Origin of the sequence: Trichocoleus sp. FACHB-591, from assembly GCF_014695845.1 — a bacterium.
Lineage (GTDB): Bacteria > Cyanobacteriota > Cyanobacteriia > FACHB-46 > FACHB-46 > Trichocoleus.
The window spans coordinates 20,818-46,784 of the sequence record NZ_JACJPA010000083.1 but is presented as its reverse complement, the minus strand read 5'-3'; the positions used below and the strand labels follow the sequence as shown (position 1 = coordinate 46,784).

23 protein-coding genes are annotated in these 25,967 nt (G+C 48.2%); 14 read left to right on the top strand and 9 right to left on the bottom strand.

Annotation, left to right across the window (positions count from 1 at the left end):
* Positions 1-3: 3 nt before the first annotated feature.
* Positions 4-1,083 carry a DHHA1 domain-containing protein gene (locus H6F90_RS15075; RefSeq protein WP_190553235.1) on the top strand — a complete coding sequence of 360 codons (1,080 nt, stop codon included), beginning with the start codon at positions 4-6 and terminating at the stop codon, positions 1,081-1,083.
* Here H6F90_RS15075 and H6F90_RS15070 read toward each other — a convergent pair.
* Positions 1,080-4,703 (bottom strand): NB-ARC domain-containing protein, encoded by a 3,624-nt coding sequence (locus H6F90_RS15070; protein WP_190553234.1) that lies wholly within the window; start codon positions 4,701-4,703, stop codon positions 1,080-1,082. The two genes, H6F90_RS15075 and H6F90_RS15070, sit on opposite strands and share 4 nt — an antisense overlap.
* A gap of 226 nt (positions 4,704-4,929) precedes the next feature.
* On the opposite strand from H6F90_RS15070, the gene H6F90_RS15065 reads away from it, so the two are divergent.
* Positions 4,930-5,475, top strand: a complete 546-nt coding sequence (locus tag H6F90_RS15065) for a glycine-rich domain-containing protein-like (protein WP_190553233.1) — start codon at positions 4,930-4,932, stop codon at positions 5,473-5,475.
* Positions 5,476-5,617: 142 nt separating this feature from the next.
* Here the strand turns inward: H6F90_RS15065 and H6F90_RS15060 are convergent, their stop codons facing one another.
* Together H6F90_RS15060 and H6F90_RS15055 are read right to left on the bottom strand one after the other, a co-directional pair.
* The gene (locus H6F90_RS15060) at positions 5,618-7,933 is read right to left on the bottom strand and encodes an ATP-binding protein (RefSeq protein WP_190553232.1); all 2,316 of its coding nucleotides are present in this window, start codon (positions 7,931-7,933) and stop codon (positions 5,618-5,620) included.
* A gap of 169 nt (positions 7,934-8,102) precedes the next feature.
* The gene (locus H6F90_RS15055; protein WP_190553231.1) at positions 8,103-9,149 is read right to left on the bottom strand and encodes a hemerythrin domain-containing protein; all 1,047 of its coding nucleotides are present in this window, start codon (positions 9,147-9,149) and stop codon (positions 8,103-8,105) included.
* Positions 9,150-9,488: 339 nt separating this feature from the next.
* Here H6F90_RS15055 and H6F90_RS15050 point away from each other — a divergent pair, with 339 nt between their 5' ends.
* The 11 genes from H6F90_RS15050 to H6F90_RS15000 all read left to right on the top strand — a co-directional run bounded on the left by H6F90_RS15050 (position 9,489) and on the right by H6F90_RS15000 (position 20,847).
* Complete coding sequence (locus H6F90_RS15050; RefSeq protein ID WP_190553230.1) at positions 9,489-10,961, top strand: LuxR C-terminal-related transcriptional regulator; 1,473 nt, start codon at positions 9,489-9,491, stop codon at positions 10,959-10,961.
* Between the two features lie 132 nt (positions 10,962-11,093).
* On the top strand, positions 11,094-12,377 hold the full coding sequence (locus tag H6F90_RS15045) for an MSMEG_0569 family flavin-dependent oxidoreductase (RefSeq protein WP_190553229.1): 1,284 nt from the start codon (positions 11,094-11,096) through the stop codon (positions 12,375-12,377).
* Positions 12,378-12,581: 204 nt separating this feature from the next.
* Positions 12,582-13,064: an MSMEG_0572/Sll0783 family nitrogen starvation response protein gene (locus tag H6F90_RS15040; protein ID WP_190440278.1), complete on the top strand. Its 483-nt coding sequence runs from the start codon at positions 12,582-12,584 to the stop codon at positions 13,062-13,064.
* Between the two features lie 3 nt (positions 13,065-13,067).
* The gene (locus H6F90_RS15035) at positions 13,068-14,060 is read left to right on the top strand and encodes a Nit6803 family nitrilase (protein WP_190553228.1); all 993 of its coding nucleotides are present in this window, start codon (positions 13,068-13,070) and stop codon (positions 14,058-14,060) included.
* A 12-nt stretch (positions 14,061-14,072) separates the two neighbouring features.
* Positions 14,073-14,507 carry a nuclear transport factor 2 family protein gene (locus tag H6F90_RS15030; protein ID WP_190553227.1) on the top strand — a complete coding sequence of 145 codons (435 nt, stop codon included), beginning with the start codon at positions 14,073-14,075 and terminating at the stop codon, positions 14,505-14,507.
* A complete protein-coding gene (locus H6F90_RS15025; RefSeq protein ID WP_190553226.1) occupies positions 14,504-15,589 on the top strand; it encodes an MSMEG_0568 family radical SAM protein in 1,086 nt (361 codons plus the stop codon). The genes H6F90_RS15030 and H6F90_RS15025 overlap by 4 nt, the downstream gene beginning before the upstream one ends.
* Before the next feature lie 18 nt (positions 15,590-15,607).
* Positions 15,608-16,111 (top strand): MSMEG_0567/Sll0786 family nitrogen starvation N-acetyltransferase, encoded by a 504-nt coding sequence (locus tag H6F90_RS15020; RefSeq protein WP_190553225.1) that lies wholly within the window; start codon positions 15,608-15,610, stop codon positions 16,109-16,111.
* The gene (locus H6F90_RS15015; RefSeq protein ID WP_190553224.1) at positions 16,111-17,079 is read left to right on the top strand and encodes a sll0787 family AIR synthase-like protein; all 969 of its coding nucleotides are present in this window, start codon (positions 16,111-16,113) and stop codon (positions 17,077-17,079) included. The genes H6F90_RS15020 and H6F90_RS15015 overlap by 1 nt, the downstream gene beginning before the upstream one ends.
* Position 17,080: 1 nt before the next feature.
* A complete protein-coding gene (locus tag H6F90_RS15010; RefSeq protein WP_190553223.1) occupies positions 17,081-18,292 on the top strand; it encodes an MSMEG_0565 family glycosyltransferase in 1,212 nt (403 codons plus the stop codon).
* Positions 18,285-18,605, top strand: a complete 321-nt coding sequence (locus H6F90_RS15005) for an MSMEG_0570 family nitrogen starvation response protein (protein WP_190553222.1) — start codon at positions 18,285-18,287, stop codon at positions 18,603-18,605. The genes H6F90_RS15010 and H6F90_RS15005 overlap by 8 nt, the downstream gene beginning before the upstream one ends.
* 58 nt (positions 18,606-18,663) lie before the next feature.
* Positions 18,664-20,847: an ATP-binding protein gene (locus H6F90_RS15000; RefSeq protein ID WP_190553221.1), complete on the top strand. Its 2,184-nt coding sequence runs from the start codon at positions 18,664-18,666 to the stop codon at positions 20,845-20,847.
* Positions 20,848-20,919: 72 nt separating this feature from the next.
* Here H6F90_RS15000 and H6F90_RS14995 read toward each other — a convergent pair whose 3' ends face one another.
* Together H6F90_RS14995 and H6F90_RS14990 are read right to left on the bottom strand one after the other, a co-directional pair.
* On the bottom strand, positions 20,920-21,162 hold the full coding sequence (locus H6F90_RS14995; protein ID WP_190553220.1) for a hypothetical protein: 243 nt from the start codon (positions 21,160-21,162) through the stop codon (positions 20,920-20,922).
* Positions 21,163-21,513: 351 nt separating this feature from the next.
* Positions 21,514-21,699: a hypothetical protein gene (locus H6F90_RS14990; RefSeq protein ID WP_190440249.1), complete on the bottom strand. Its 186-nt coding sequence runs from the start codon at positions 21,697-21,699 to the stop codon at positions 21,514-21,516.
* 188 nt (positions 21,700-21,887) lie between these two features.
* On the opposite strand from H6F90_RS14990, the gene H6F90_RS14985 reads away from it, so the two are divergent.
* Entirely contained in the window at positions 21,888-23,237 is a 1,350-nt protein-coding gene (locus tag H6F90_RS14985; protein WP_190553219.1) for an FAD-dependent oxidoreductase, read from the top strand.
* A 108-nt stretch (positions 23,238-23,345) separates the two neighbouring features.
* On the opposite strand, the gene H6F90_RS14980 is transcribed toward H6F90_RS14985, so the two are convergent.
* The 4 genes from H6F90_RS14980 to H6F90_RS14965 all read right to left on the bottom strand — a co-directional run bounded on the left by H6F90_RS14980 (position 23,346) and on the right by H6F90_RS14965 (position 25,835).
* Complete coding sequence (locus H6F90_RS14980) at positions 23,346-23,954, bottom strand: hypothetical protein (RefSeq protein WP_190553218.1); 609 nt, start codon at positions 23,952-23,954, stop codon at positions 23,346-23,348.
* Positions 23,955-24,001: 47 nt separating this feature from the next.
* Complete coding sequence (locus tag H6F90_RS14975; RefSeq protein ID WP_190553217.1) at positions 24,002-24,319, bottom strand: hypothetical protein; 318 nt, start codon at positions 24,317-24,319, stop codon at positions 24,002-24,004.
* A 132-nt stretch (positions 24,320-24,451) separates the two neighbouring features.
* Positions 24,452-25,156, bottom strand: a complete 705-nt coding sequence (locus H6F90_RS14970; protein WP_190553216.1) for a DUF475 domain-containing protein — start codon at positions 25,154-25,156, stop codon at positions 24,452-24,454.
* A gap of 58 nt (positions 25,157-25,214) precedes the next feature.
* Positions 25,215-25,835, bottom strand: coding sequence for a hypothetical protein (locus H6F90_RS14965; protein WP_190553215.1), 621 nt, complete (start codon positions 25,833-25,835; stop codon positions 25,215-25,217).
* Positions 25,836-25,967: the final 132 nt, after the last annotated feature.

Genomic DNA, 25,967 nt, shown 5'->3' with positions numbered 1-25,967 from the left:
ATCATGACGCAAAAACTGGAAACTAGAACGGATCTCACTTACAACTTGGCAGCAGCCTGTACCGTGTTCGCACAGTTTGTCGGAGGCATTTCTACCACTAGTAAATTGGTGGCACTACATGACTCTGATGCTGATGGTGTGACGGCGGGAGTTGTATGGCAGCAAGCCTTTCAGCGAGCTGGGTTTGTTGCTCCTACCCGTGTGATTCCCGATCGCGAACGCAATGCTTGGACATCTGGCAACCGCGATCGCGTCAAGGCAGAGAATCCCGAGCGCTTATTTGTCTTAGATTTGGGCAGCCAAACTGAACCTGTTTTGCCTGGTGTTTTCACCTGTTTTATCGATCATCACCATCCTGAAGGAGTACCACCGGGAGATACGCTAATTAGCGCTTACACTTGGGACCCTGTACCAAATACATCGCTCCTAGCTTGGGAGCTATGCCAAACGATCGCGGATATCTCTGATTTGGATTGGATTGCCGCAATTGGCATTGTCAGTGATTTGGGCGATCGCGCTCCTTTTGAGTTATTGAGTACTGCTAAGCGCAAGTACACCGCCAAATACTTAAAAGAGGCAACGGTTCTCATTAATGCCATCCGCCGAGCCTCTCACTACAACCCAGAAGCCGCAGCTCAAGCCCTACTAACGCACAGCAATCCTAAGGAATTGGTGAACTCTACCTCAGATGCCGTGCAACAGTTGCGATCGGCGCGGGCAGAGGTGAAAGGAGCAATGGAGGCAGGCCGCAAAGCGGCACCTGTTTTCGCGGGGGACGTGGCGTTGATTCAAGTTAACTCTCCCTGCCAAATTCATCCCCTGCTGGCTCAAAGTTGGCGCACTCGTCTCCCTAAACATATTGTGATCGTGGCTAATTCCGGTTATCTCCCTGGCCGAGTTAACTTCTCCGCCCGCTCTACCAGTGCCGATGTGTTGGAGTTTCTCCGGGCACAGCAGATCTCTGAGGGAGAAGGCAGCTACGGTCACGGGCATGATCAAGCATCAGGAGGTAGTTTACCGCAGGAGCGTTGGCAGGAGTTACTGCTCAAGATTGGTTTTCCGAGAGAGGCGATCGCTTCCTAACTCACTGCTCCCAAAAGATGTAGCGTTTCTTTCTCGGCATCAGTCAGCCCTGTGATGCCTGTAATCTTCATACCTTCGTAAGGGCGAGGGGCGCGTAGAACGTTAAGGCATTCTCCCGTATCAATATCCCAAAGGCGAATGGTGCCGTCTTGGCTACCAGTGGCTAAGGTTTTGCCGTCGGGAATAAAGCAGACTGAATTAACTGTATGAGTGTGACCTATAAGCACTTGCAGGCATTTCCCGGTGGCTACATCCCAAATCCGAGCAGTTTGGTCATCACTACAGCTAGCCAGAAGTTTGCCATCTACACTAAATTTTGCCCGCCAAGTCTGCTTGGAGTGGCCTGGGAGAAAGTGCAAACAGGTACGAGTGTTAGCATCCCACAAACTCAGAGTGCCACTAGGGCTGCTACAAGCTAGGATTTGGCCATCGGGACTGAACTCGGCTAACCAGACTGGATGCTCTACAGGGGGTAAGGCGGCAAGATATTCTCCAGTTACCAAATCCCAGAATTTGACAGCTAAATCTTGTCCTCCACTGACTAACGTTTTGCCATCTGGGCTACAGGAAAGGGACCAAGCTCGACCTTGGTGTGCCGCGATCGCTCTTAAGCATTCTCCCGACTGCACATCCCAAAATTGAATACATCCATTCCCCGCACCGCTGATCAGTACGTTGTCGTCGGCGCTAAAAGCGACTGCCCAGAACCAATAGATACTTCCTGGTAGAACTAGCAGACAGACACCCGTTTCGGTATCCCATAGCCGAAGAGATAGATCACTGCCACCGCTGGCAACCATAGAACTGTCTGAGTTAAAGGCAACCGACCAAATTTTAGCGGTGTGCCCTTTCAAGGTTTTGCCAGCTTCTCCAGTTGAGAAATCCCAAAAGCGAATCATGCCATTATGATGGCCACTGGCTAACCAATGGCGATCGTGAGCATAAGCAAGGGAAAAAATCTCATCTTTAAATCCATGAAACGTTCTGATCAATTGCCCAGACTTGACATCCCATAACTTCAGGATTTGATCTTCTCCACCTGTAGCGCAGATTACGCCATCAGGACTAAAGGCGATTGCTGAAATCTGGTTAGAATGTCCCTCCAGCACCTTTTCACAACGCCAAGTCTCTACATTCCAAAGCTGGGCTCTATTTTTAGAATCAGTCATAGCTAATAATTTTCCAGTTGGGTCACAGGCACTGGAAAACACTACATCTATATGACTTGGTAAGATAGCTAAACATTCACCTGTGTCACAGTCCCACCTTCGCACAGTTTCATCATCCCCAATGCTTAGTAATATCTGATTATCTAGATAAAATTCTATGAACCGAACCCAATGTTGATGCCCTTGTAGAACCCGTAGACAGTTTCCGGTATGAGAATTCCACAGGCGAATCGTGCCGTCAGAACTGCTACTAGCCAGCAAGCGACCATCAGGGCTGAGAGCTAGTTTCCAGATACGAGCGCTATGTCCTATTAGAGTTTTAAGGCACACACCTGAATTCACTTGCCAAATTTTCACCGTTTGGTCACTGCTGGCACTGAATAAAAACTGACCATCTGGACTAAATAATATATGCTGAACCCAACTGTTATGTCCTTCCAGCATCCTCAAGTAGGTCTTTGTGGCAATGTCCCAAAGACGAATGGTATGGTCGTAATTACCGCTAGCCAAAATGCTACCATCTGGGCTAAAGGCGACTGAAGAGACCCAACTGCTGTGCCCCTTCCAAGTAAAAATTTGTCTTCCTGTTGGGACGTGCCAAAGACGGAGAATGCCATCAATTTCTCCGGTTGCTAGCAGATTACCATCAGGGCTGAAAGCAAGGGCGAGAATGCTGCCAGTGGTTTCGGTAAAAACAGATTGCTCGATAGTGGTATGAGTGAAGTTGGTCCGAGGTAAGGAGACATTGGCTAAATAAGCTTGGCGAATTGCTAGATCAGAGAAATCGCGATCGCTCAAGTCTACTTTTAGATGGCAAAGTAGATTGAGGATATTACCTGCCGCATAGCCTGTGTACGATGAAGGTTTACCTCGCAACTCTGCCAAAATTTGGTTTAGTTGTTGTTCAGCCGCTGCAAATTCGCCTAATTTAGCCAAAAGCTGATCCGTGAGTGTCTGGAGAATCAGTTGCTTTTGAGCTTCACGGATATAGTCTTTGGCGATCGCCTTCAGCAAAGCATGACTTTTGAAGAAGCGTACATCGCCTGTTTGGATCTCCGCTGCGATCGCCTGAATGAATTGAGCCGCGAAGTACTCCATCAACACCGGATGCAGCGTAAAGCGATCGCCAGCTTTTTCTAGTGCCAAGCGGCGTTGCAGAGATTGCAGCGTGGTAGGTAGTTGCTCCCTAGAGATGGGAGAGAGGAGATCCTCACTTAATTGAGCGATCGCTACTGGCTCGCGATTGATTACCAACCAATAAATTACCTCAATCTCTTGGTCGGTTAAGCGCTGAAAGTACCAACCAAGTAAGTCTTGCAAGTCATGAAAGATGGGCTTGCCATATTTGAGGAACTCACTAATACTGCCACAGAAAACATCCCGAATATGTTTGGCGGCTAGCTCTAATGCCAGAGGATTACCGTGGTAGAGCGCAATCAGTTCTTGCCAATCTTGCTCAGCACCAGAAAATTCATCGATCTCAGCAAAAATCTGCTGTCCATCGGTGACTCCCAAACCTCCTAGCTCCAGCGATCGCACAGGTCGATTGCGACCTTCTAAACGCGCTACTTCTCGGGGCTTCTCGCGGCTGGTGAGCAATAGGCAGCTTTTGTGAGGCACTTCTCCCAGTTGCTTGAATAGTTGTCCGTAGCCTTCATATCCTGCTCGATATTGCCCTGCCACATCTCCGCCTTGCAAAATCGTTTCTACGTTATCTAAAATCAGCAAACAACGTCGCGATCGCAGGTAATGCAATAACCGAGAAAGACTGTCTTCTAAAGTATTTGGCAGGGTTGATTCCTGCTGATTTGAGAGAATCTGGATCAGATCTACCAGTAAAGTAGCCAAGGGAGAAGCATTGAGGAGCGATCGCCAAATGATGCACTCAAACTCATCCTGAATATTCTGAGCCAAGGTGAGAGATAGGTTAGTTTTTCCCATGCCACCAGAGCCGAATTTCAGAGAGAGTCCTGTTTTGCCAGTGCCACCAATGCCCAAAATTGCGACTAGACGGCACCGCTCTCCTAAAATCCATTGCTCCAGAATGCTCAATTCCTGCGATCGCCCAAAAAACACGGGAACCTCTGGAGCCTCTCCCCAATCCTGATAACAGGACAGAGACACAGCAGGCAGAACTAATGGAGAACTAATTCCTGCTGTTTCCTCTAGTTCTACAACCGATTGCCAAGGCAGTTCTAGGACTTGGCAGAAAGCCTTGAAGACCTTGGCGTTGATGGCCTCGCCGCGTAAAAAGCGCTTCCAAGTAGAAAGAGAAATGCCAGGTGCAAAAATCTGTTGGCCTGCGTAAGCTTCAGAATCCCAGTCGGTGGCGGGGGCAAGAATTTGACTGGCGACAATTAACCACTGCCTGTCTTCAATTGCCCAGTGTCTCGCCTTTCTAAGCTGCTTGATTCGGTTTAACTCCTGAGGGGAGACTTTGAGCGAGGGCATTGATAGATTGCACGAGAGCGGAAATTGAGTCTATCTCAGTATTGCACGCTCATTTCAGAATTGATATTGACGAAATGTGACACTGAACCAAAACTGAACCAAAAAGTGAACCGATTAAAATCCGTACGAGGCCATACTTCTAGCGATGTTTATAGATAGGAGATGACTTGTTGGTTCTAAAACAAACTTCTCCTAAGCTACGTCTACTTTGAAGGAGCAAGCCACAATGGTGCAGTACCCCGCCTCACCCCAATCATATCAAGCGTTTCTCCAAAAGGTGCGATCGCTCGATCTTGGTCCTATTGCACATCAATTAATGCACTCTCAGACTGGTCCTCAGTGGACGAAACTTCAGGCTACCAGGGCGATCGCGCGTTATCTAGGTTTTCTTTATTTGGTAGGGCAATATCCCCGTTTGCAACTGGTACCGACTCAAGAAATTGATCAGGTATGGCATCAACATATCCTTGATACACATAAGTATGCGGAAGATTGTCAACACTTATTTGGGCGATTTATTCATCATTTTCCTTATCTGGGTACAAGAGGAGAAGCCGATCAACAGAATTGGCAACGGGCTTACGCACTAACTCAGGTGCTCTTTCGCAAACACTTTGGATTAGATTTGGCGACGGGTGCTGCTCCATCAGATTGCGAACCCTTACAAGCAATGCAAACTTGCCGAGGCGTAGATCAATCTACTTCTCAGTCGCGTCCCACCGTTAGCCTCTCAATGGAGGCTGCTTTGAGGAGCTTTTTTACGCCTGCCTAAATATCCCGCAGGCTGAAGCTTGGGGCTATTGAAACCAAGCCTGCCTCTGAAGGCTATAAATAGTTTTTCAAGAATGAGACCGCGCAGGCGGTCTTTGTTTTTGTAGCCGCAACTTTAGTTGTTAGGTGATAGGTTGTTAGGCTTATACCAAGGTTTGCAGCAGGACGGCTGTTTCCTTAGCTTCGGTCAGCATTCCCAACTCCTCAAAGCGGTGTTTCGCTGTCGCGGCCCAATGTTGGGCGATCGCACCGTTGCCACGGGCTTTTTCTAAGCGGGCTAGCGATCGCTCACAAAAGGCGACTCGGCATGTGTCTTGGTTGGTTGTGGCTGCTTGCAAGCCTTCCTCTAGCAAGTGTTGTGCTTCGCTGAAGTGCTGTTGCTGAATGGCAATATCCGCTAACCAGTCTTTAGCTAAAAACTTAGCCCGTTGCCAATCCAGGTATTCAGCTTGCGCTAAGACTTGTTGGAATAAAGTGTGGGCTTGGTTATAGTTTTCGGTTTTGTAAGCCACCTCGCCTTGGTAATACCAAATCTGTATCTGCGATCGCGGCATGGCTGTCTCGATTGCAGCACGGCTAAGGAGTTGTTGCGCTTGTTGTAGCCAGTCTGTCGCTTCGGCAAAAAGGCGCTGTTGAATTCGGAGCACGGCGATGTTGATGGCTAACTCGGCTTGGAAGTTGAGAGTTTGGTAATGCCGCAGTTCCCAAGCTTTTTGATAGAGGGTATGAGCTTGTTCTAAATGTCTGGATTGACCGAGTAAAGTTAGGGTCCAGCCTTGGTCCAGCATCACTTCTAGAGCGGTAAACCAATCTTGCCGTTGCTCGGCAGCTTGGATGAGCCAATCGGCCCAGTCGAGGCGAGTGTTCCAAACGTTCAACCGATTTTTGCGGTAGCCTTGCGTGTGGGTGTAGGAGTTGACCTGCTGCCACAACTGCCGCATCTCGTCATAGCGATCGCTGGCAATACACCATTCAATCACCGCTTGCAGGTTATCCCATTCCTGGTCGAGCAAAGGATATTCCTGCCATTCTTTGCCATCTTTGCCGCCGTGCTGTTGCACATAGGACAGGAACCAATTGATCCAGCGATTGCGGGCTGCTTGCTCAAAGTTGGGATGGGTCGCCAGTTCGGCTAAGGCGTACTCTCGTGTTAGCGCCAAGATAGAGTATCGGCCTGCCTGCTGATTCACTAGAGAAAGTTGCAGCAATTGTGCCAACCCCTCAATCGAGTGAGCGAGGTTGTCGCTGCCTGCAATATGCGCGATCGCTTCTAAAGGAGCTGACCCCGGAGACAGCGCCAGCGCCATGAGTAAGTAGTGAGGTAAGGTTCCTTGCAGCAGGGACATAGAAGTCTGGAAATAGAAGTGAGCATAGTCCCCAACCGCCAAGGTCAAACGAGAAGGTAGATGCTTCACTGGGTAACCTGCTGCGAGTTGCCCGATCGCATAGACAATAGCCGCAGGTACACCGCTGGTGTAATGATGTAGGGTTTGCACATCGGCTGACCCTAGCACGATACTCTTGCTTTGAACCTGCTGCTCAATTAAGGAAAAGCTTTCCGCAGGTGGCAGTGGCTCTAAGCGAATGGCATGAAATGAGAACTGTTGACGGCTGGTGATCACCACTTTAACCGTAGATGGCAGGTCATACAAGAATGCCAAGATCGACCGCCAATCTTCTAAGGTTTCCAGGTTGTCTACAATCAGCAGGGTAGACTGACGATTTAGCGCATCCTGAATTTGTTCAATCTGCTCCTCAAAATCCATCAATAAAATATCCGAGCACTTGAGCGTGCGAGCGATCGCGCGGAAGACATCTCGCAAACTCCGCTCTGGCTTCAGACGGGGCAAGACTCCTTGAGGTGTAAGACGCTCTTGTTTGGCCGAGGTGAAGATGATCGCCTCAAACGTGGGTGCAAGCCTCAGAAGTGAATCAGAATCTGGATTAGCAGTGCTGGGTGTAGCATGTAGGTAGTGATAGGCCGCAGACAAAGCTAGCGTAGTTTTGCCCATACCACCGATACCTTCAATGCTGATGCAGTGAGTGGGGCAATCAAAATCTAGCGCTTCTAGTAGTTGGGCAAGTTCGCGATCGCGCCCTACAATGCGACTGAAATCTCGAACGGGTAGGTTGTGGGCGATCGCGGTTGAAGTCTTAGGCAGGATAAGCGGTGAAGCGGGTGGTAGCGGTTGAGTGCTAGGTGCTTCTCGTTGAATAAAGCGTTGTAATACTCCCCGAAAGTTATGTTTTGTGACTTTTTCACCTAACACTTGGGAGAGCAGCTGCCACAAGTGAGACCCCACATCTTTGACATAGCCAGCATCGTAATCAGAAGCGAGAGCTATATCTGTGTAGGATTTCCCGTCCCAAGATTGACGCAAAATTTCTGCCTGAATTTTGCTTAACCGTCCTTGAGGCAAGATTCGCTCAACAACTACTAATGCTTCCTCCACCGTCATTCTGTCTCACCCTTTGCTGATGTCGTTGAGATGGAACGGCTGTCATTCTGCCACCCATCTGGCTATTTCATAGTTTCCGCACCCCACAGACATTATCCCGGACTATTTGTTGGTATTCAAAGCCCCTCTCCTTGAAGGAGAGGGGTTGGGGAGAGGTCAGCCTTAATTGTTATCGTAGAGAAGCTGCCAGTTCTTGTTGAATACGGCTCTTGGCAGTTTTGAATTCAGTGGCTAGTTGCTCTTTCTGCTCAGTACTGCAATTGCGATCGATCGCGGAAAACATCGTGCTTTCTTCTTGACGGATGTGATCACCCACGGCATCCATCAAATCCTTGATTCTGGATCTGAAAGCATCAGCATCAGCAGGATTCATCGCTTTGATTTCATCTAGCACCCGCTTCATCTCAGCTTGCTCGTCGTATAGCTCCTGCGTATCGTCGTTACCGTAGAAGGGGCGAACTTTTGGATAAACGACTTCTTCTTCTGCTTGAGCGTGAACTAGCAAATCTTTGTAGAGCTGCCCGAAGTACTCTTGGAGTTTTTGAGGATCTTTGGTGGCTCCAATTTCTGTGAAGATGGTATTCACCTTCTCATGGTCCAGACGAATCAAAGTCTGGATATTCATATCCTGCTTGTCGGTGTTTTGAGTGACCACACTACCGGCCACACCAGAGAAAGCGGCGATCGCGTCTTGCACTCTTGCCCAGAGACCTTGATCGGCATCTTGACCTGTCATTTCCCGGACACCAACTTGTTCTAGCAAGCCCTTGAGCTGTTCTTGGTGCGCTCGGCCTTCAAAGTTAACCGTATTCAAAGGGCCAATGGCTAATTCGATGTCTGCGCCTACCTTTTGAGCCGCCTTATGGATCACGATGCCGCTCATTACTTGATTGTGCTTCATCAGTTCGTGGTGCATGAGTTTCTGGTAGAACGTCAACTCATTGCCTGACATCATCTGCTCAAACTGAGGAATAACAACTTTGGTTGCAGCACTAGGTTCGGATTGAATGCCGTATTGCACGATGACGGTGTCGATAATGTCGATGTTTTTCTGATCGTCGGCCAGCATGTTCTGTAGCCGTTCCCGCACGTCTTGGTAAGGGCAAGCTTCAATTAGCTTTTGATCGTTAGAGAGAATGAAAGCCTGAAGTGCTCTCAGGTCTGCCAATCTCTCTGCGATCGCGAGCCGCTTTGTATCATCTAGGGTTGTAACCATGTTGTGTCTCTTGTTATGTCTCTTATAGGAAAGTTAAGTTGATGAATGTTTTGTTCTTGCGACCCAATCCTTATGGGAAAAGCATTAAAGAGCAGCAAGCCAGCCATACACTGGATTATGTTTCAAGTAAAAAGGCTTGAATACCTTGATTCCGCTCAGGTTGCAGGTATCATCCACCTAACTCAGGTTAGATGTTTCAGTGAGTCTGCCAAAAGCTGTAGGGAAATATAGGTTTAATAATCGCTCCTAACCCGAAATAGGCAGCCCTTCCGTAACTTGAGATACAGAGTCAGGAAACAATCTAGTCCTCAATAGATTAGGGACTGGAGTGATATACCAATGCCTGATCCGTTGATAGAGCGCCTTGATGCAACTCGGATTCTGTTTGATTTGCAACAGGGCAATGAAATTGCTCAAGGCTTTTCTGGTTGCTTAGAACCAGAGGAAATAGCCCAGCGGGTTGCGAATGGCTTGGTAGAGAAGTTTGACTGTGCCTTGGCGCGGATCTGGCTGCTAGAACCAGAGCAAACTACTTTAAAGCTGGTTGCTTCTTCAGGCATGTATACGCATCTCAATGGTACCTTCGGGCGAGTTCGGATGGGGGCTTACAAGGTGGGCAAAATTGCTCAAAATCGAGTTTCCTTTTTGAGCAATCATCTTGCGGCAGAAACTTGGGTAGGAAATCGCGAATGGGCGATCGCTAACAACATTCGAGGATTTGCAGGATATCCCTTAGTGATTCAAGATAAAGTCATCGGCGTGCTGGCTACCTTTAGCCATCAAGCAATGGAGACAGAGTTTCTAGAGGTTTTACAAACCCTTTGCACGGTTACTGCGATCGCCTTAGACACAGCTATACAATATCAGCATGAAAAGCAGATTTGGCAAAACTCGATGCAGTCGATGGCCCAGCCTGCGGTTCAGAGTCTTAAATTCAACTATATCTCTCTTTCTGATCAATTAGTCAGTCTGCTAAGTGATACCCGCTTAACTTTGGTAGGCACAGAGCGACCTCTCCCTCTGCCAGTAGCTTATGTCTTCTTGCAAGCAGCCGAAACTTTGTACCAATTTACCTGTCACTATTGTCGGCTGATTTATACAGCAGAGTCTGTAGCATTAGAGGCCATGATTCCGGCAACTCATTTTCCCGACCTCGATCCACAAAATGGCTTGCCGTCGTCTCTAAATAAACTGTTTTTCACTGTTACCTGTTTAGGGGGAGTGCTGCAAACCCAAGCCACCAGTAATCAACGGGCCATGCAGTTTTTGCTCAAAGTACCCGATTGGCGCGATCGCGGTGGTCATCAATTGCGAATTCAATGCCACTCATCAGTTCTACAACTAGCCTTTACACACCTAGCTTTTTCAGCAGGTCTACCCGTTTGCCGTGAAACAACCAAAGAAGCAGACAAAAATATACCTTTATTAACCGATGATGCTACACAAATTCAGACAGCAAAATGGGTGCTGTGGGTGCAACAGGGAAGTCAAATTGTACCGAAGGGGATTCGAGGCAAAGTTGATTTGTCTACCAGCCCAGAGGCATTAAGACAGGCAGTAGAAGCGTTGTCACAGGGTAAATCGTGGGGTATCGACCCAGATTTGGAAAAACAGCAACCTCTGTCTGAGCGAGAGTTGGAGATTCTGGCTTTGTTGACTCAGGGGCATCGCGATCGCGATATTGCCGATCATCTAATCATTAGCGAAAGTACCGTTAAGTTTCACATGAATAATGTCTTGGCGAAATTGCAGGCGCGGACTCGTTACCAAGCGATTTATGAGGCGATCGCTAAGGGATGGCTGGCTAAATAAATCTGAGGAAATGATGCGATCGCTTCTCCTATCCTTATTGCTAGATCTCCGGCTTCCGTAGTGAGAGATACAAAGACTTGCGAAATCAGGACTTAATCTGGCAACACATTCCAGCCAGACAAAAGCCAGCTTATGAACAATCACTATTCAGTCATTATTGTGGGTGGAGGTCAGGCAGGGCTCTCCATGAGCTATTGCTTGAAGGAGAGAGGCATCGATCACATTGTTTTTGAGAAAAACAAAATTGGCTATGCTTGGCGCACTAAACGCTGGGACTCCTTTTGTTTAGTCACACCCAATTGGCAATGTAAGCTCCCAGGCTATGCCTATCCAGGCGATGACCCTCACGGTTTCATGCAGAAAGACGAAATTGTGCAATATATCGAGGCTTATGCTGCCTCTTTCGATCCTCCTATTCAGCAAGGGGTTGAGGTATTCAAGCTGAGTCAGAACGTAACTCAGAACTTCTTTGAGGTGACAACTTCCATCGGAGAATACACGGCTGACCAGGTAGTCGTGGCATCTGGCAGCTACCATCTCCCTAAGGTGCCAAAGATTGCTGAACGGCTCCCTAAAAACATTACGCAACTCCATGCCTCAGAATACAAAAATTCCCAGTCTTTACCGCCTGGAGCCGTGTTGATCGTAGGTACAGGGCAATCAGGATGCCAAATTGCTGAAGATCTCCACTTGGCTGGTAGACAAGTACATCTCTGTGTGGGGAGTGCACCGCGATCGCCCCGACGCTACCGAGGCAAAGATGTGGTCGATTGGCTAGATCAGATGGGATATTACGATTTATCGATTGAAGAACATCCCCAAAAAGAAAAAGTGAGAGCCAAAGCCAACCACTATGTTACAGGTCGAGATGGAGGGAGAGAGATTGACTTACGACAATTTGCTCTAGAAGGGATGCAACTCTATGGCAGGCTGAAGGATATTAGCGATCGCCAGTTAGAATTCTGGGATAACTTGCAACAAAATTTGGATCAAGCCGATGCGGTGGCGGAAAGCATCAAGAAAACCATTGATGGATTCATTGAGAAAAACCAGATTGAGGCTCCGACAGAACCTGCTTACCATCCAGTTTGGCAGCCTGAGCAGTCGATCCTCAGCCTGGACTATGCTCAAGCCAATATTAGTACAGTGATTTGGTGTACTGGGTATCAGTCTGATTTTAGTTGGGTAGAGGTGCCTGTCTTTGATGGCAAGGGATATCCAGGTCATGAACGCGGTGTAACCGGAGTCTGGGGGCTCTATTTTCTAGGGCTTCCCTGGCTCTATACCTGGGGGTCAGGCCGCTTTTCTGGGATTGCCCGTGACGCCAGTTATCTAGCTGATTACATCGTCGCCAGGAAGAAGGTGTCATACCCCAATGACTGGAGTGTGGTCAATGAATTTTTGCTGGGTTCGTAGTCCAGAGACGCATTGTTAGCGACCTAGCGAAATCGATAGGTACTTAGGTGAGTTTGGTACTAATTTTCAGCGTTTTGACCTGAGAAATAGACTGAGTGCTCGCCCTCCCTAGCCTTATTGATAGAGTTAAACCTTTCGTAGTGAGGGATACAAAGATCTCCTCAGCTAGCCCTTAATCTGGCAACACTATTCAAGGAAAAAGAGATGCCTGAAGTAACTACTCCTGCTCATCAAGTTGGTGATTTCTTTGTTGATTACGAAGAGAAAGTCTTTCCCGATGTCAAAGCTGAGCCTGGTGAGAAAGCATTAGTCACGTTCCACACCGTTGCATTTGAAGGATCGATCGGTTTTGTTAATTTATTGCAAGCTACGCGCCTACTGCGTAAAGGATTTGAGACTTCTGTCTTGCTGTATGGCCCTGGCGTAACTTTGGGAGTACAGCGGGGATTTCCTAAGTTAGGAGATGCAGCTTTCCCTGGACATCAAAACTTTAATGACCAAATCAGCAAGTTTATGGCAGAGGGTGGCAAAGTTTATGCCTGTCGCTTTGCTCTACAAGCTTTGTATGGGCATGGTGAACCTTCCCTGATTCCTGGTATCCGTCCCATCAATCCTTTGGACGTCCTGGATCTAGTGCTCCTGCATCGCAAAGATGGAGCCTTAATTTTAGATACTTGGACCTTGTAAGCAATGAATGATTCTCATACCATTCGAGCCGCAGCCGTACAGCTTAGCCCAGTTTTATTTAGTCGGGATGGCACCACAGAGAAGGTGTTGCAGGCGATCGCTAAAGCTGCCAAAGCAGGGGTGCAATTGATCGTTTTTCCTGAGACTTTTATCCCTTATTATCCTTACTTCTCCTTTGTGCAACCGCCCGTTCTCATGGGGCAGGAACATATGCGGCTGTATGAAGAAGCCGTGACAGTGCCTGGGCCAGTGGTAGATGCGGTGAGCAGAGCGGCTCGTTCTTATGCAATGGTGGTGGTGCTAGGAGTCAATGAGCGAGATCATGGCTCCCTCTACAACACGCAGCTAATTTTTGATGCCGACGGTACTCTATTGTTGAAGCGGCGCAAGATTACACCCACCTATCATGAGCGGATGGTATGGGGGCAAGGAGATGGTTCTGGCTTGAGGGTTGTGGAGACAGCAGTGGGAAAACTGGGTGCCTTGGCTTGCTGGGAGCACTACAATCCTTTGGCTCGATTCGCCCTCATGGCCCAGCATGAGCAGATTCACTGTGCCCAATTCCCTGGTTCCTTGGTGGGCCAGATTTTTACAGACCAAATTGAAGTAACAATTCGCCATCATGCTTTGGAATCTGGCTGTTTTGTTGTAAATGCGACAGGTTGGCTCTCTCCAGGACAGGTGGGTCAAATCACCTCTGATGAAAAGCTGCAACGGGTGCTCGGTGGTGGCTGTAATACCGCAATTATTGGACCGGAAGGAAATCACCTTTGTACCCCAATTACAGAAGGTGAGGGGATGGCGATCGCCGATCTGGATTTCTCCCTAATTACTAAGCGAAAACGCATGATGGATTCTGTGGGTCACTATTCCCGCCCTGATCTGCTGCAATTGCAAATTAATTTAGAACCCCAGTCAGTGATAAAGGAGGTTTCAGCTCCAAGACTTCCAGTTGCAGAAGAACCCCTTGATCCATCCTTACAACCTACTTCCTAATCCCGACACCGTATGGAAATAAAACCACCCCTACCACCCTTTACGCTGGAAACAGCAAAAGCCAAAGTTCAAGCGGCAGAGGATGCCTGGAACACTCGTGATCCGCAGAAGGTCGCTTTGGCCTATACAGAGGATTCCCAATGGCGCAATCGAGCTGAATTCTTTAGTGGGCGAGAAGCGATCGCGGCTTTTCTGAATCGCAAGTGGGCCAAGGAGTTAGATTACCGTCTCAAAAAGGAGCTTTGGAGCTTTACAGAGAATCGGATCTCGGTTCGATTTGAGTATGAATGGCATGACGACTCTGGCTATTGGTATCGGGCTTACGGCAATGAACAGTGGGAGTTTGCCGAGAATGGGTTGATGCAAAGACGAGAGGCCAGTATTAATGATGTGCTGATTCAAGAGTCTGAGAGAAAGTTTCGGTGGGAGCGTAAACCCAATCTATGAACAAGCAACAGTTGATTGTAGAATTACAAACCCATGGCTTGAAGCTGGTAGAGCAAGAAGTTGGAGCAGCAGGACGCAAAGGTGGGGCGGGTCCTTCTGACCACAAAGCTGTGACTGTAGACGGCACAACTGTCATGGTGCCTATCTTCAACAATCCAGCAGCGCGATCGCCTTACACAGTCACTACCACCTCATCTCCATCATTGACTTTAGATCATCAGGGAGAAGCGATCGCCCCAATTCAGTTTCCTCAACCGCCCCAGTTCTACAACCTTACAACGGCTGACGGTATCCCTTACAGCCAAATTGCCTTGTTGCATAGCCGAGATGTATTAGCGACCACGGTGCTACAAACCTGTATGCGTTATGGCGATACAGATAGCTCTTGCCAGTTTTGTGCCATCGGGCAATCATTGGCAGCAGGGAGAACGATTGCTCGAAAAACTCCTGCTCAACTGGCTGAAGTTGCCGAAGCAGCGGTTCGGCTGGATGGGGTGAAACAAATGGTGATGACGACAGGAACCCCTAACAGCAGCGATCGCGGTGCGGCTTATTTGACAGAATGTGCCAAAGCCATCAAAGCCAGGGTGAATATCCCGATTCAGGCGCAGTGTGAACCTCCAGATGATTTTGTCTGGTTCGATCGCATGCAGGCAGCAGGAATTGATAGCTTAGGCATGCATTTGGAAGCGGCTGACCCAGAAGTTCGGGCAAGGATTATGCCAGGGAAAGCTACAGTCCCCGTTGAGTACTATTTTGAGGCGTTTGCTGCCGCAGTCAAAGTGTTCGGTTGGGGACAAGTGAACACATATTTACTGGCAGGATTAGGAGATAGTTTAGAGACCTTATTGGAGATTTGCGATCGCCTGATTCAAATGGGTGTTTATCCCTTTGTGGTGCCCTTTGTTCCTATCACAGGCACTCCGCTCGCTCATCATCCTGCTCCTAAGAGCGAATTTATGTTCACTCTTTATGAACGAGTCGGTGCCATGTTAAAGCAGGCAGGGATGTCATCAGCAGACATGAAAGCAGGCTGCGCAAAGTGTGGTGCTTGCTCGGCTCTTTCTACTTTTGAAAAGTAATTCTGATAAACCCAGTCCATGAAGACTTACGAATTCAAACTCGCGACAAATACTCAAGAGATTGCAGCTTACTTTGCATTGCGTCGTGCCATCTTTGCGGAAGAACAGCAACTCTTTTCCGGAGACGACGTAGATGAAATTGATCAGTTCGCCTATCCTATCGTGGCGATCGCCACCGCTACCCAGCAGGTCGTCGGAGTAGTGCGAATCTACGAAGCTAAACCAGGCATTTGGTACGGGGGTAGGCTAGGCACTCATCCGGAGTATCGCAAAGGTTGGCAAATTGGCAAAGGACTTATTTACAAAGCTGTCACGACTGCTAACACTTGGGGCTGTCAGCAGTTTCTAGCCACGGTGCAATTACAAAACGTGCGTTTCTTCCAACGGTTGCATTGGCAGTCATTAGAAGAGATGACCATCCAGGCTTGTCCTCATCATTTAATGGAAGCAGATCTCAGTTTCTATCCTCCTAACAAAGAGATTCGTCCTGTGCTCTCCCTACAAACTAGAGAGGCTTCTTGATGCTATCGTCCCTCGCTGTCCAGTTGCGCCAATCCCTTAGCCTTTTGCAGAAGCAGGATATCCAAACGGCATCTCAAGCTTTAAAAGTAGGGTCACAGTGGACTTCTATCAACGTACTGCCGGGAGATGATTGTGCAGCTATCCCGGATGGAGAAGGATATCTGTTATTGGCAGCAGAGGGGATGTTGCCGCTGCTTGTAGAAACAGATCCTTGGTTTGCGGGGTGGTCGGCAGTGATGGTTAACATCAGTGATATTGCTGCGATGGGCGGACGAGCGATCGCGGTGGTTGATACTCTGTGGAGCCAGTCCCCCAACAGTACTAAAGCGATTTGGCAAGGGATGCAAGCGGCGGCTCAAGCGTACAATGTGCCAATTGTGGGTGGACATACCAATTGCCATAGTCCCTACAACGCTCTTTCCGTGGCAATTTTAGGGCGATCGCAGCGCTTGATTAGTAGTTTTAATGCTCAACCTGGCGATCAACTGTTGGTTGCCACCGATTTTCGAGGCAAATCCCATGCTAAATATCCTTTTTGGGATGCGGCCACGACTGCTGATCCGGTGCATCTACGGAAAAATCTAGCAATTTTGCCCTATCTGGCGGAAATAGGGCTGTGTGATGCAGGCAAAGACATTAGCAATGGCGGCATCATTGGCACTCTGCTGATGTTGCTGGAAACCTCTGGCTGCGGGGCCATCCTGCATTTGAACCAAGTTCCTTGCCCCCCAGGATTAACCCTGGAGCTTTGGCTCGTAAGTTTCCCTAGCTATGGCTTTCTCCTCAGTGTTCGGCCCCACAATGTCTCAGCAGTTCAGGCTTACTTTCAGCAACAAGGCTTAGTCTGTGAGGTAGTTGGAGAAGTGCAACCAACCCAGCAACTTATCTTATGCTCTCACCAAGAGTCAACGGTATTTTGGGATCTATCTCATGAACCGCTGACAGGGTTCTCTCCAGTAGGAGTATAAGATGAGCTCTTCTGCACTCATTACCGATCGAACTGAGCCGAACTTCTCGCAGACTTCTCCCTCAGCCAACTTCAAAATTGCTCTACTCACCTACTCCACCAAGCCCAGAGGCAGCGTTATCCATACGCTGGAGTTAGCTGAAGCACTGCACCATCTAAGCAATGAGGTCTGTGTTTATGCCCTGGACAAAGATGGGACAGGATTTGACTATCCTTTAACTTGCAATTACCAACTTGTTCCCGCACAATCTGCCCTAGCTGACATGGATGCTTTGATCCAGCAGCGGATTCAGGAGTTTGTAGACTATTTAAGTCACTCTGAACAAACTTATGACTGCTATCATGCTCAGGATTGCATCAGCGCCAATGCCCTAGCCAAGCTGGTTCAACAGCAACAGATTCCCCACTTTGTCCGAACTGTACATCATATTGAAGACTACAGCAGTCCCTATCTACAGCAGTGCCAGGATCGTTCGATTCGAGGCGCGAATCTCTGCTTTTGTGTCAGTGACTATTGGCAGACTGTCGTTCAGCAGCAATACCAGATTCAAGCTCCCCGGATTATCAATGGCGTGAACCTAGACAGATTTACTCCTGTCCTCAATGACACAGAACAAGATTTGAAAGAACGATGGGGCTTGAATGGTTCTCCCATTTATTTAACCGTGGGTGGGATTGAACCTCGCAAGAACTCCATCCGACTACTACAAGCCTTTGCTCAAGTGCAATCGCATTATCCCAACGCTCAGTTAGCGATCGCAGGCGGGGCTACCCTATTTGACTACCAATCCTACCGAGATAAGTTTTTTGCGATCGCCGATACCCTAGAAATCAAAATCGGGCATTCCCTAGTCTTACCAGGAGTCATTGCCGATGTTGATCTGCCCGCTCTGTATCGAACTGCCGATGCCTTTGTCTTTCCTTCGGTCAAAGAGGGGTGGGGCTTGGTGTTACTGGAAGCGATCGCCTCTGGTCTCCCGGTTCTAACTTCCCACCAAACTCCTTTTACCGAATTCCTTGCTCCAACTCAAGCTCTCCTGGTAGACCCCGAATCACCCACCGCGATCGCCCAAGCCATGCAAGCTATGGTTCAGTCAGACCTGTCTCGCTCTTTGGTGCAGCACAGCCAATCAGTTTTGTCTCGCTATACCTGGGCAGCCTCTGCTGAAATGCACCTCCATCACTACAAACAACTTCTAGCTTCCTATGCCTGAAATTCGTTTTCAAATTCAATGGCCCGATGGTTCTCAGGAAACTTGCTATTCTCCCTCTCTAATCGTCAAAGACTATTTCGCTCCCAACCAGGACTATGACTTAGATGATTTTGTAGCGCGATCGCGTACAGCCCTAAAAATTGCCAGCGATCGGGTGCAGGTCAAGTATGGAAAACCTTGCGGTTTAGCATTGGGCCAACTACAAGAAATTGAAGCCAAGGCTGCTCAGTATCAGTCTGGCCAGTACAAGAAGCTACCACCGTTGAAGGTGCAGTTCGTGCAGTTCATTGAATCAAGCGAATCGATATTTTAACCGCCTGGATGGGAATACTGTGTTTAATCTGATACCAGACTGAACCGTAATTGCACCCATGAAAATGCATCGCTTTGGCCAAGTTCAAGCTTTCCCTTTACAGCTTGTCCTAATTGTTCCCTTTGTGCTGCAAATTTTTGGGGCAGTTGCTTTGGTTGGCTACCTGTCCTTCAAGAACGGTCAGAAAGCGGTCAATGAGTTAGCAGACCAGTTAATGGAACGCACTAGTCGTTCGGTGAATCAACATTTGGATGCTTACTTGTCAGTTCCCCATAAGGTGCTTCAGATCAATGCTGACGCGATCCAGATGGGGTTGCTAGATGTGGGCGATCGCGAAACAGTGGCTAAGTACTTTTGGCGGCAGATGCAGGCCTATGACCTGAGTTATATCGGTATTGGGTTGACCACAGGTGAGGGGGCAGGGGCAGCCCGCTACGATGGCAAAACCGTTACAGTAGACGATTGGACCGCCGCATCTGTCAATAATCTCTCCACCTATGCCACTGATAACCAGGGCAATCGGACCAAAGTCATGACGGTCTTCAACTGGGATAGCCTTAGGGAAACCTGGTATACTGAGCCGATCACTGCGAAGAAACCAATTTGGTCTCGGGTCTATACTTGGAACTATCCAGGTCACCCCTACATTGTGGCTTCAGCGGGTAGACCAATTTATGACGCTGAAAATCAATTGCTGGGCATCGTTGCTGTAGATATTCATCTACTGAAACTCAGTGAGTTTTTACGAAGTTCAGATGTCAGTCATTCTGGCCAGATCTTCATCCTAGATCGCAAAGGTACCTTGATTGCTAATTCGGCACCTGAGCAGCCTTTCGCGATTGTAAAGGACGAAATCAAACGTTTGCAGGCGATCGATAGCCCCAATCCAGTGGTGCAGGGAATTACCAAACAACTGCAACAGCAGTTCGGCGATTTTCGCAACATTACCAAAGCCCAGAAGATTAAACTCGATTTCCAGGGAGAGCCACAGTACGTGCAGCTTACTCCTTGGCGTGATCAATATGGGCTGGATTGGCTTGTGGTGGTTAGCGTGCCAGAAAATGGGTTTATGGCCCAAATTAATGCCAATAACCGCACCACGATCTTACTGTGTCTAGTGGCTCTAGCTGTCGCCTCAGTTTTGAGCGTGGTTACTTCTCGTTGGATTAGCCGACCTATTCTGCGGCTGAGCCGTGCCAGTGAAGATATGGCAGCAGGCAACCTCAACCAAACGGTAGGAGATAGTGGCATTCAGGAGCTGAACACGTTGGCGGTCTCCTTCAACCATATGGCGGGACAACTACGCGACTCCTTTGCCGCTCTGGAGCAGAGCAATACCGAACTAGAGCACCGCGTTGAAGCCCGTACGGTCGAGCTTAAAGAGGCGCTAGGTGAGTTGCAAAGAACTCAAGCTCAGGTGGTGCAAAGTGAGAAAATGTCGAGCTTGGGACAACTGGTTGCGGGATTGGCCCATGAGATCAACAATCCCATCAACTTCATTCACGGCAATCTGGTGCATGTTCAGGAATACACTCAAGACCTTTTAGGCTTTGTGCAGTTATACGAGCAGCACTATCCTCAACCTGTCTCCGAGATCCAAGCGGAAGCCGAAGAGATTGACCTCGAATTTTTGCAGCAAGATCTGCCTAAAATGCTCGCTTCTATGAAAATCGGCAGCGATCGCATCCGGCAGATTGTATTGTCATTACGCAACTTCTCGCGTATGGATGAAGCAGAGATTAAGCCTGTCAATATCCATGAAGGTCTTGACAGTACCCTAATGATTCTGCAACACCGCCTCAAAGCCAGACCAGAGCGACCGGAGATTGAGGTCATCAAAGACTACGATCAGTTGCCCTTGGTGGAGTGCTACGCAGGTCAGCTGAATCAGGTGTTTATGAACATCCTAGTGAATGCCATTGATGCCCTAGAGGAGCACAACCACAAACGTACCTACCAAGAGATGCAAGCCCATCCGAGCCAGATCACTATTCGGACAACGGCAATAAATGCTCAGTGGGTCCAAGTGGCGATCGCGGATAATGGGAAAGGAATGACGCAACAGACGCAGCAGCAAATCTTCAACCCATTCTTTACGACCAAGCCAGTAGGTAAAGGGACAGGCATGGGAATGTCGATTAGCTACCAGATCATTACAGAGAAACATGGTGGAAAGCTGGAATGTTTCTCCACATTAGGAAAGGGTACAGAATTTGTGATTCAGATTCCTAGAAAATGTTGATGGTATAGCAGTCCTAAACGTGCACAAAATTGCAAATACAGATGTAACTCTGCGATCGCCTCAGCCTTCTGCCTAAGCTCCCTCATCTGGACTGGCTTCTGCTGCCTCTCTAAACAAATCGGGTCTAAGATCTCTGCCCTCCTGAATCATTTCAGGGGCAACGGCTGGATTGCCTAAAATCTCTTGAGGGTCTCCATCAAAGCCACCCGGACGGACTAGCTTTAACACGTCATAGGTTTCGACTTCTTGCGGGCGATCGTTCTCCTTCGAGGGCTGATTTTGTTTCTCACTACTTTGATCGTGATGATTACTCATGCTCCTGTCTCCTTTAAGTATTTTTGAGGAACTGCTTTGATAGCTTTTTACGAGCTAATTCCCTCTAACCGATGAGAGGTGATGGCTATTAGCTCTCTCTCTATCCAGTGAGTAACCCCGTGCTAAGCCCAAAAATAATCTAGACACGGTTGCGGTTAAATATCTGTGTCAGCAATGGATAGTAATGAAGCGGTACATTTAGATCAATAAACAACAATGGCAGTACCGCTAAGATTCGACAAAGCAAAGGCACTGCCATGAATTCAGAAATATTATAGCGATCCTAGGAGGTTGTGAGAGGCGCACCCCGCTAATTTCATCAATCATTTAGGACTGCTATACATCAGCTAACTAGGAGAAAACTCCATAGTAATAAAGCGTAGCCAGAAGAACAATTGCCGAGGCTCCCATTGAAAGCCAGAAAGTCAATTTTACTGGAAGGCTTTTGTTAGGATTTAACCCGTCTTGACCATGATCAATAACAGTTGACAGTTCTTCACTAGCACCTGGAGCAAAATTCTTTTTTGTATTTTCCATATCAAATATCCTTGAATTTCCCTTATTCCTTAACTTACTGCTAATCTCAGAAATTACCTCTGACTTTGGCTATATCTCAGAACTTTGACAGGAGCCTAAAGGAATAGGGTTTGTCTAGAAGCAACGCTACCTGAACTGGCCCTGAATACGATACGCTGAAGAAGTTTAGGGATTCAGCAGGCTCTGGGATGGTCAATCAGGTATACGACGTTGTGGTAATAGGGGGCGGAGTAGCAGGAGCAGCCTTGCTCTACTCTTTGGCGACCTTTACCGATCTCAAGCGTGTGGCACTGTTAGAAAAGTATCCTAGCGTTGCCTCGGTCAACTCGAAAGCCACAAATAATAGCCAGACAATCCATTGCGGCGATATTGAGACCAACTACACGCTGGAAAAAGCAATTAAGGTCCGGCGATCGGCTCAAATGTTGGTCTGCTATGGTAGCCAGTTGCCGCCAGCCCTGCGGGACCAGATTATCTACCAGTTTCCCAAGATGGTTTTGGGGGTGGGCTCCCAAGAGTGCGAGTTTTTGCGGCAACGATATGAAGTATTTAAGCCCCACTTTACGGGGATGCAACTGCTGGAGAAAGCTCAGATTGCCGAAATTGAGCCAAATGTGGTGCGGTTGAACGGCGGCGATCGCCCAGAAGAGTTAGTCGCGATCGCCATTTTGGGAGAATACACGGCCATTAACTATGGAGCCTTAGCGCAGTCCTTTGTGGAGCAGGCTCAAGCAGTAACCGATAAAACCGTTGATCTGAAGTTGGGTTACCCAGTCCAATCGATTGAACTTGTGGGGTCTAATTACCAAATCACAACCGCTGAAGGAACTGTAACAGCGCGGTTTGTGGTGGTGTCTGCAGGCGGTCACAGCCTGCTGTTCGCTCACCGCATGGGAATTGGGCTGGAATATTCTTGTTTGCCAGTCGCAGGCAACTTCTACTTCACGCCAGAGATCTTGAACGGTAAGGTTTACACCGTCCAGAATGATAAGTTGCCCTTTGCAGCAATTCACGGTGATCCAGATATCACGGTGCCCGGTAAGACTCGTTTTGGACCTACGGCGTTGCCTCTACCGTTGTTGGAGCGAAACAACCTCAAAACCTTAATCGACTACTTGGAAGTTTTGAAGCTAGACGGCACTGTAGCGAGTGTGCTGGGCGATCTGTTGAAGGTGAAAGACATCCGGAACTACATCTTCAAAAACATGGCTTTCGAGGTGCCTTTAGTCAACCGTCGTTTGTTCTTGCAAGATGCTCGTAAAATCGTTCCTTCATTGCAGTTAGAAGACCTAGAATTCGCTCACGGCATTGGCGGGATTCGGCCTCAGTTGATCGATCGCACCCAACGGAAGCTAATTCTAGGGCAAGCAGAGATCGATCCAGGAGAGGGGATTCGCTTTAATATCACGCCTTCTCCTGGAGCTACTACCTGTTTAGGCAACGCGGAACAAGATCTATTACGAATTCAACAACATTTAGGTTGTAACTTCGATCGCTCTTGGTTCGAGGCAGAATCGATCTCAATGGCCCAGAGCTGAGTTGTTGAAAAGATGAGATGAGGGATGAAGGATGAAAGAAATCTCATTGCTCCCTCATCTCTCTTTTGATCATGCTGATTCGCTTAGAGTCTCGGCAGATCAGTGCTGTTAGTCATCGATTTCACCAGCAGCTAGGGGGCTAGGAATTCGGGAGTTGATGAATGTTTGAGATACGTTAGGAATGGATAGATCCTTAGCTGGAGAATCCTGAACTGCTGGAACGTTAAAGACGATTTCGGAAGTGTCAGGGTTGGTTTTTGCTACTAACCGAGTGCCGTCCAAAATCTTAAACACAGCGGGGCTAGATGGAATTCCTGCGGCTTGAGCATCATTGGGGAGGTAGACGCCGTTGCAATCCCATCCCTCTGGGGTTGTTTCACCATCTGCCAGGAAGTAAAGGGCGTTACTGCCAGACTTAGCTTCCTCACCTGCGGGGCCATAAATCGCTAAAGTCTGCCCCGTTTCATTGCGGCACTGACCCCAAGTAATGCCAGATTCGATCGCCGCTTTCTGTAGTTGTAACTCGTCAATTTGTTGCTTCAGCTCAGGAGAATTGCCTTGAGCATCTCTTTCTGCGAACAAGCGATTTAGAGTTCTGGTCATCTCTACATAGTCATGATTTTTGCTGACCTTTGGTTTATCGGCCCAGGAAGCGGGAGCGATCACCAGATTGACTAGAAATACGAGCAAAACCAGAATAATTTTTACCAGTTTCATACGAGATCTCCTATTCACAAATTTGGTTGATGCTGAAACTATGGCGATTATGTGCTGAATAACGTCTCTAACGTATGCTCAGAACTCCGCCAAGTGTTTCTGTAGACTTTGTCCCGCCGTTGATGACTATCTATGAAACGGACGGGTCCCAGCCGATTATATCGACCTGCTAGTTTACGTACCCAATCGGTAGAAAAGCCTAAAATTTCGGCAACTTGTTCTACTGTCATTGGTATATGCGGTTGGCTCAAAAGTTGAATGGTGAGCCAGTAGTTTTTGGTTTTGGGGTCTTGGCATTCCTCTTGACGACGCACTAGTTCTGCATGGGCCAAGTGAGGAAGAATTTGAATTCGAGGGCGAGACATAATCTAGTTCTATCCCTGAGTTTGTTAAACGATCTGCGCCTGCACCCACTTGTTATCACTTTTCTGGTTCTGCGCTGATCAGGATATGTTTTCTAATCAGCATCAGCAGTTACTATCGTTTTACTATCGTTCCTAGGCTTCTAGCGAGGCTGTACGCTTAGAAAATCCCCAGGTAAACAGTACGGCAATCATGGTCAATACAATCCACTCAGGCGGTACTGAATCGGGTTGCAACGCTTTACATAGCAGCCGTAATCCTACTCCTAAAACAGTTAGGTAAGCCGCATCCTGGAGGTAGGTAAAGCGTTCTAGCCATTGCACAAACAAGCCTGCTAAAAAGCGGAGAGTCAAGATACCAATGATGCAACCTGTGAGGACAATCCAGGTGTTATCAGAGATAGCGATCGCAGTTGTAACGCTATCTAGGGAGAACGCTAAATCTGTTAAAGCAATTAAGGCGACTAGCTGCCAAAGCGAACCGGATACTGGTGGTTCAGTAATGGGGTCATTGAAGGCTGAGCTGACGGAAAACTTTGTCCAGAAATGTTTGCCAACTAACCACAGTAAATAAAGCGCCCCCGCTAATTCTACCTGCCAGAATCGAATGACCCAGGTGGCAGTAAAGAGCAAAGCGATCCGTAGGATGAAGGCACCTGCTAGGCCCCAGTTTAAGGCTTGCTGCTGATGTTTAGGGTCGGGTAGTGGCTGGACTAGAGCTGCTAAGGCGACTGCATTATCAGCAGAGAGAACCGTTTCTAAAGCAACTAGGGCCAATAAAACTCCCAACGTATTGGGGGAGAAAGCTATCCCTACAGTATTTGTCACTTGCTCTAACATGCCTGTTTCCTAACTACCTACATCAGCTACTTTTCCCAAATGCCGAGGGAAAATCAGGTTAGTCTTCGATTGGGGCATTGGGTACTTTAGCGTCAATGTTGGCTTGAGATAGGTTAGGAATGGACCAATTTGTTTCACCAGCCCGGAACACTTGCGCGGGATTGACATTGAATTCCAGTAAACCTGTTTCAGGATCATTCTTGGCAATGAGTTGAGTGCCAGGGGTAACTTTGAGCGCCAGAGGTTCAGCCAAGGGTTGATCTCGATTCGCGATTAGAGCCCCACTGGGTAAGTAGACACCATCGCAATTCCAGTCATCATCTGTAATTTTGCCACTGCCTAGATAGTAGAGGGTGCTGGGTTGAGCTGCTTTCTTGGCTTTGTGAGCATAGACTGCCAAAGTCTTACCTGTGTTATTGCGGCATTGCGCCCACTCCGTTGCAGTTTCAAGGATATACTTTTGCAGTTTCAACTCACCGAGTTGTTGCTCAATCTCGTCGGGAGCTAAGCCCGATCGGTTGGGTGCACTTTTAACTTGCAGGAGACTAGCGATCGCCTGGGTTACTTCTGTGTATTCAGGGGTATTAGTGAGTTTGGGTCGGTCTGCCCAAGAAGCAGGAGCAATGACCAAGTTTACTAGCAGTACTAAGGCGACAAGAACGACTTTGAATAATTTCATGGGCTTTACTCCGGTTGGTCTGAAAATTTTTAAGGCTGGGATGGGGAAATACCAAGCTTGAGTGAGGCGATCTATGAGGCGATCGCTGGGGGTGGCATGACTGCAACTCGCTGCAACTTAGAAAGGGAATTT

Bases quoted from the DNA above. Each gene is read 5' to 3' on its own strand.
- H6F90_RS15050 (WP_190553230.1), top strand. From the start codon at position 9,489: ATGCCTGATCCGTTGATAGAGCGCCTTGATGCAACTCGGATTCTGTTT.
- H6F90_RS15065 (WP_190553233.1), top strand. From the start codon at position 4,930: ATGGTGCAGTACCCCGCCTCACCCCAATCATATCAAGCGTTTCTCCAA.
- H6F90_RS14995 (WP_190553220.1), bottom strand. From the start codon at position 21,162: ATGAGTAATCATCACGATCAAAGTAGTGAGAAACAAAATCAGCCCTCG.
- H6F90_RS14975 (WP_190553217.1), bottom strand. From the start codon at position 24,319: ATGTCTCGCCCTCGAATTCAAATTCTTCCTCACTTGGCCCATGCAGAA.
- H6F90_RS15055 (WP_190553231.1), bottom strand. From the start codon at position 9,149: ATGGTTACAACCCTAGATGATACAAAGCGGCTCGCGATCGCAGAGAGA.
- H6F90_RS15000 (WP_190553221.1), top strand. From the start codon at position 18,664: ATGAAAATGCATCGCTTTGGCCAAGTTCAAGCTTTCCCTTTACAGCTT.
- H6F90_RS14970 (WP_190553216.1), bottom strand. From the start codon at position 25,156: ATGTTAGAGCAAGTGACAAATACTGTAGGGATAGCTTTCTCCCCCAAT.
- H6F90_RS15020 (WP_190553225.1), top strand. From the start codon at position 15,608: ATGAAGACTTACGAATTCAAACTCGCGACAAATACTCAAGAGATTGCA.
- H6F90_RS15035 (WP_190553228.1), top strand. From the start codon at position 13,068: ATGAATGATTCTCATACCATTCGAGCCGCAGCCGTACAGCTTAGCCCA.
- H6F90_RS15010 (WP_190553223.1), top strand. From the start codon at position 17,081: ATGAGCTCTTCTGCACTCATTACCGATCGAACTGAGCCGAACTTCTCG.
- H6F90_RS15025 (WP_190553226.1), top strand. From the start codon at position 14,504: ATGAACAAGCAACAGTTGATTGTAGAATTACAAACCCATGGCTTGAAG.
- H6F90_RS15005 (WP_190553222.1), top strand. From the start codon at position 18,285: ATGCCTGAAATTCGTTTTCAAATTCAATGGCCCGATGGTTCTCAGGAA.
- H6F90_RS15075 (WP_190553235.1), top strand. From the start codon at position 4: ATGACGCAAAAACTGGAAACTAGAACGGATCTCACTTACAACTTGGCA.
- H6F90_RS15060 (WP_190553232.1), bottom strand. From the start codon at position 7,933: ATGACGGTGGAGGAAGCATTAGTAGTTGTTGAGCGAATCTTGCCTCAA.
- H6F90_RS15040 (WP_190440278.1), top strand. From the start codon at position 12,582: ATGCCTGAAGTAACTACTCCTGCTCATCAAGTTGGTGATTTCTTTGTT.
- H6F90_RS14980 (WP_190553218.1), bottom strand. From the start codon at position 23,954: ATGAAACTGGTAAAAATTATTCTGGTTTTGCTCGTATTTCTAGTCAAT.
- H6F90_RS15070 (WP_190553234.1), bottom strand. From the start codon at position 4,703: ATGCCCTCGCTCAAAGTCTCCCCTCAGGAGTTAAACCGAATCAAGCAG.
- H6F90_RS14990 (WP_190440249.1), bottom strand. From the start codon at position 21,699: ATGGAAAATACAAAAAAGAATTTTGCTCCAGGTGCTAGTGAAGAACTG.
- H6F90_RS14985 (WP_190553219.1), top strand. From the start codon at position 21,888: ATGGTCAATCAGGTATACGACGTTGTGGTAATAGGGGGCGGAGTAGCA.
- H6F90_RS15045 (WP_190553229.1), top strand. From the start codon at position 11,094: ATGAACAATCACTATTCAGTCATTATTGTGGGTGGAGGTCAGGCAGGG.
- H6F90_RS14965 (WP_190553215.1), bottom strand. From the start codon at position 25,835: ATGAAATTATTCAAAGTCGTTCTTGTCGCCTTAGTACTGCTAGTAAAC.
- H6F90_RS15015 (WP_190553224.1), top strand. From the start codon at position 16,111: ATGCTATCGTCCCTCGCTGTCCAGTTGCGCCAATCCCTTAGCCTTTTG.
- H6F90_RS15030 (WP_190553227.1), top strand. From the start codon at position 14,073: ATGGAAATAAAACCACCCCTACCACCCTTTACGCTGGAAACAGCAAAA.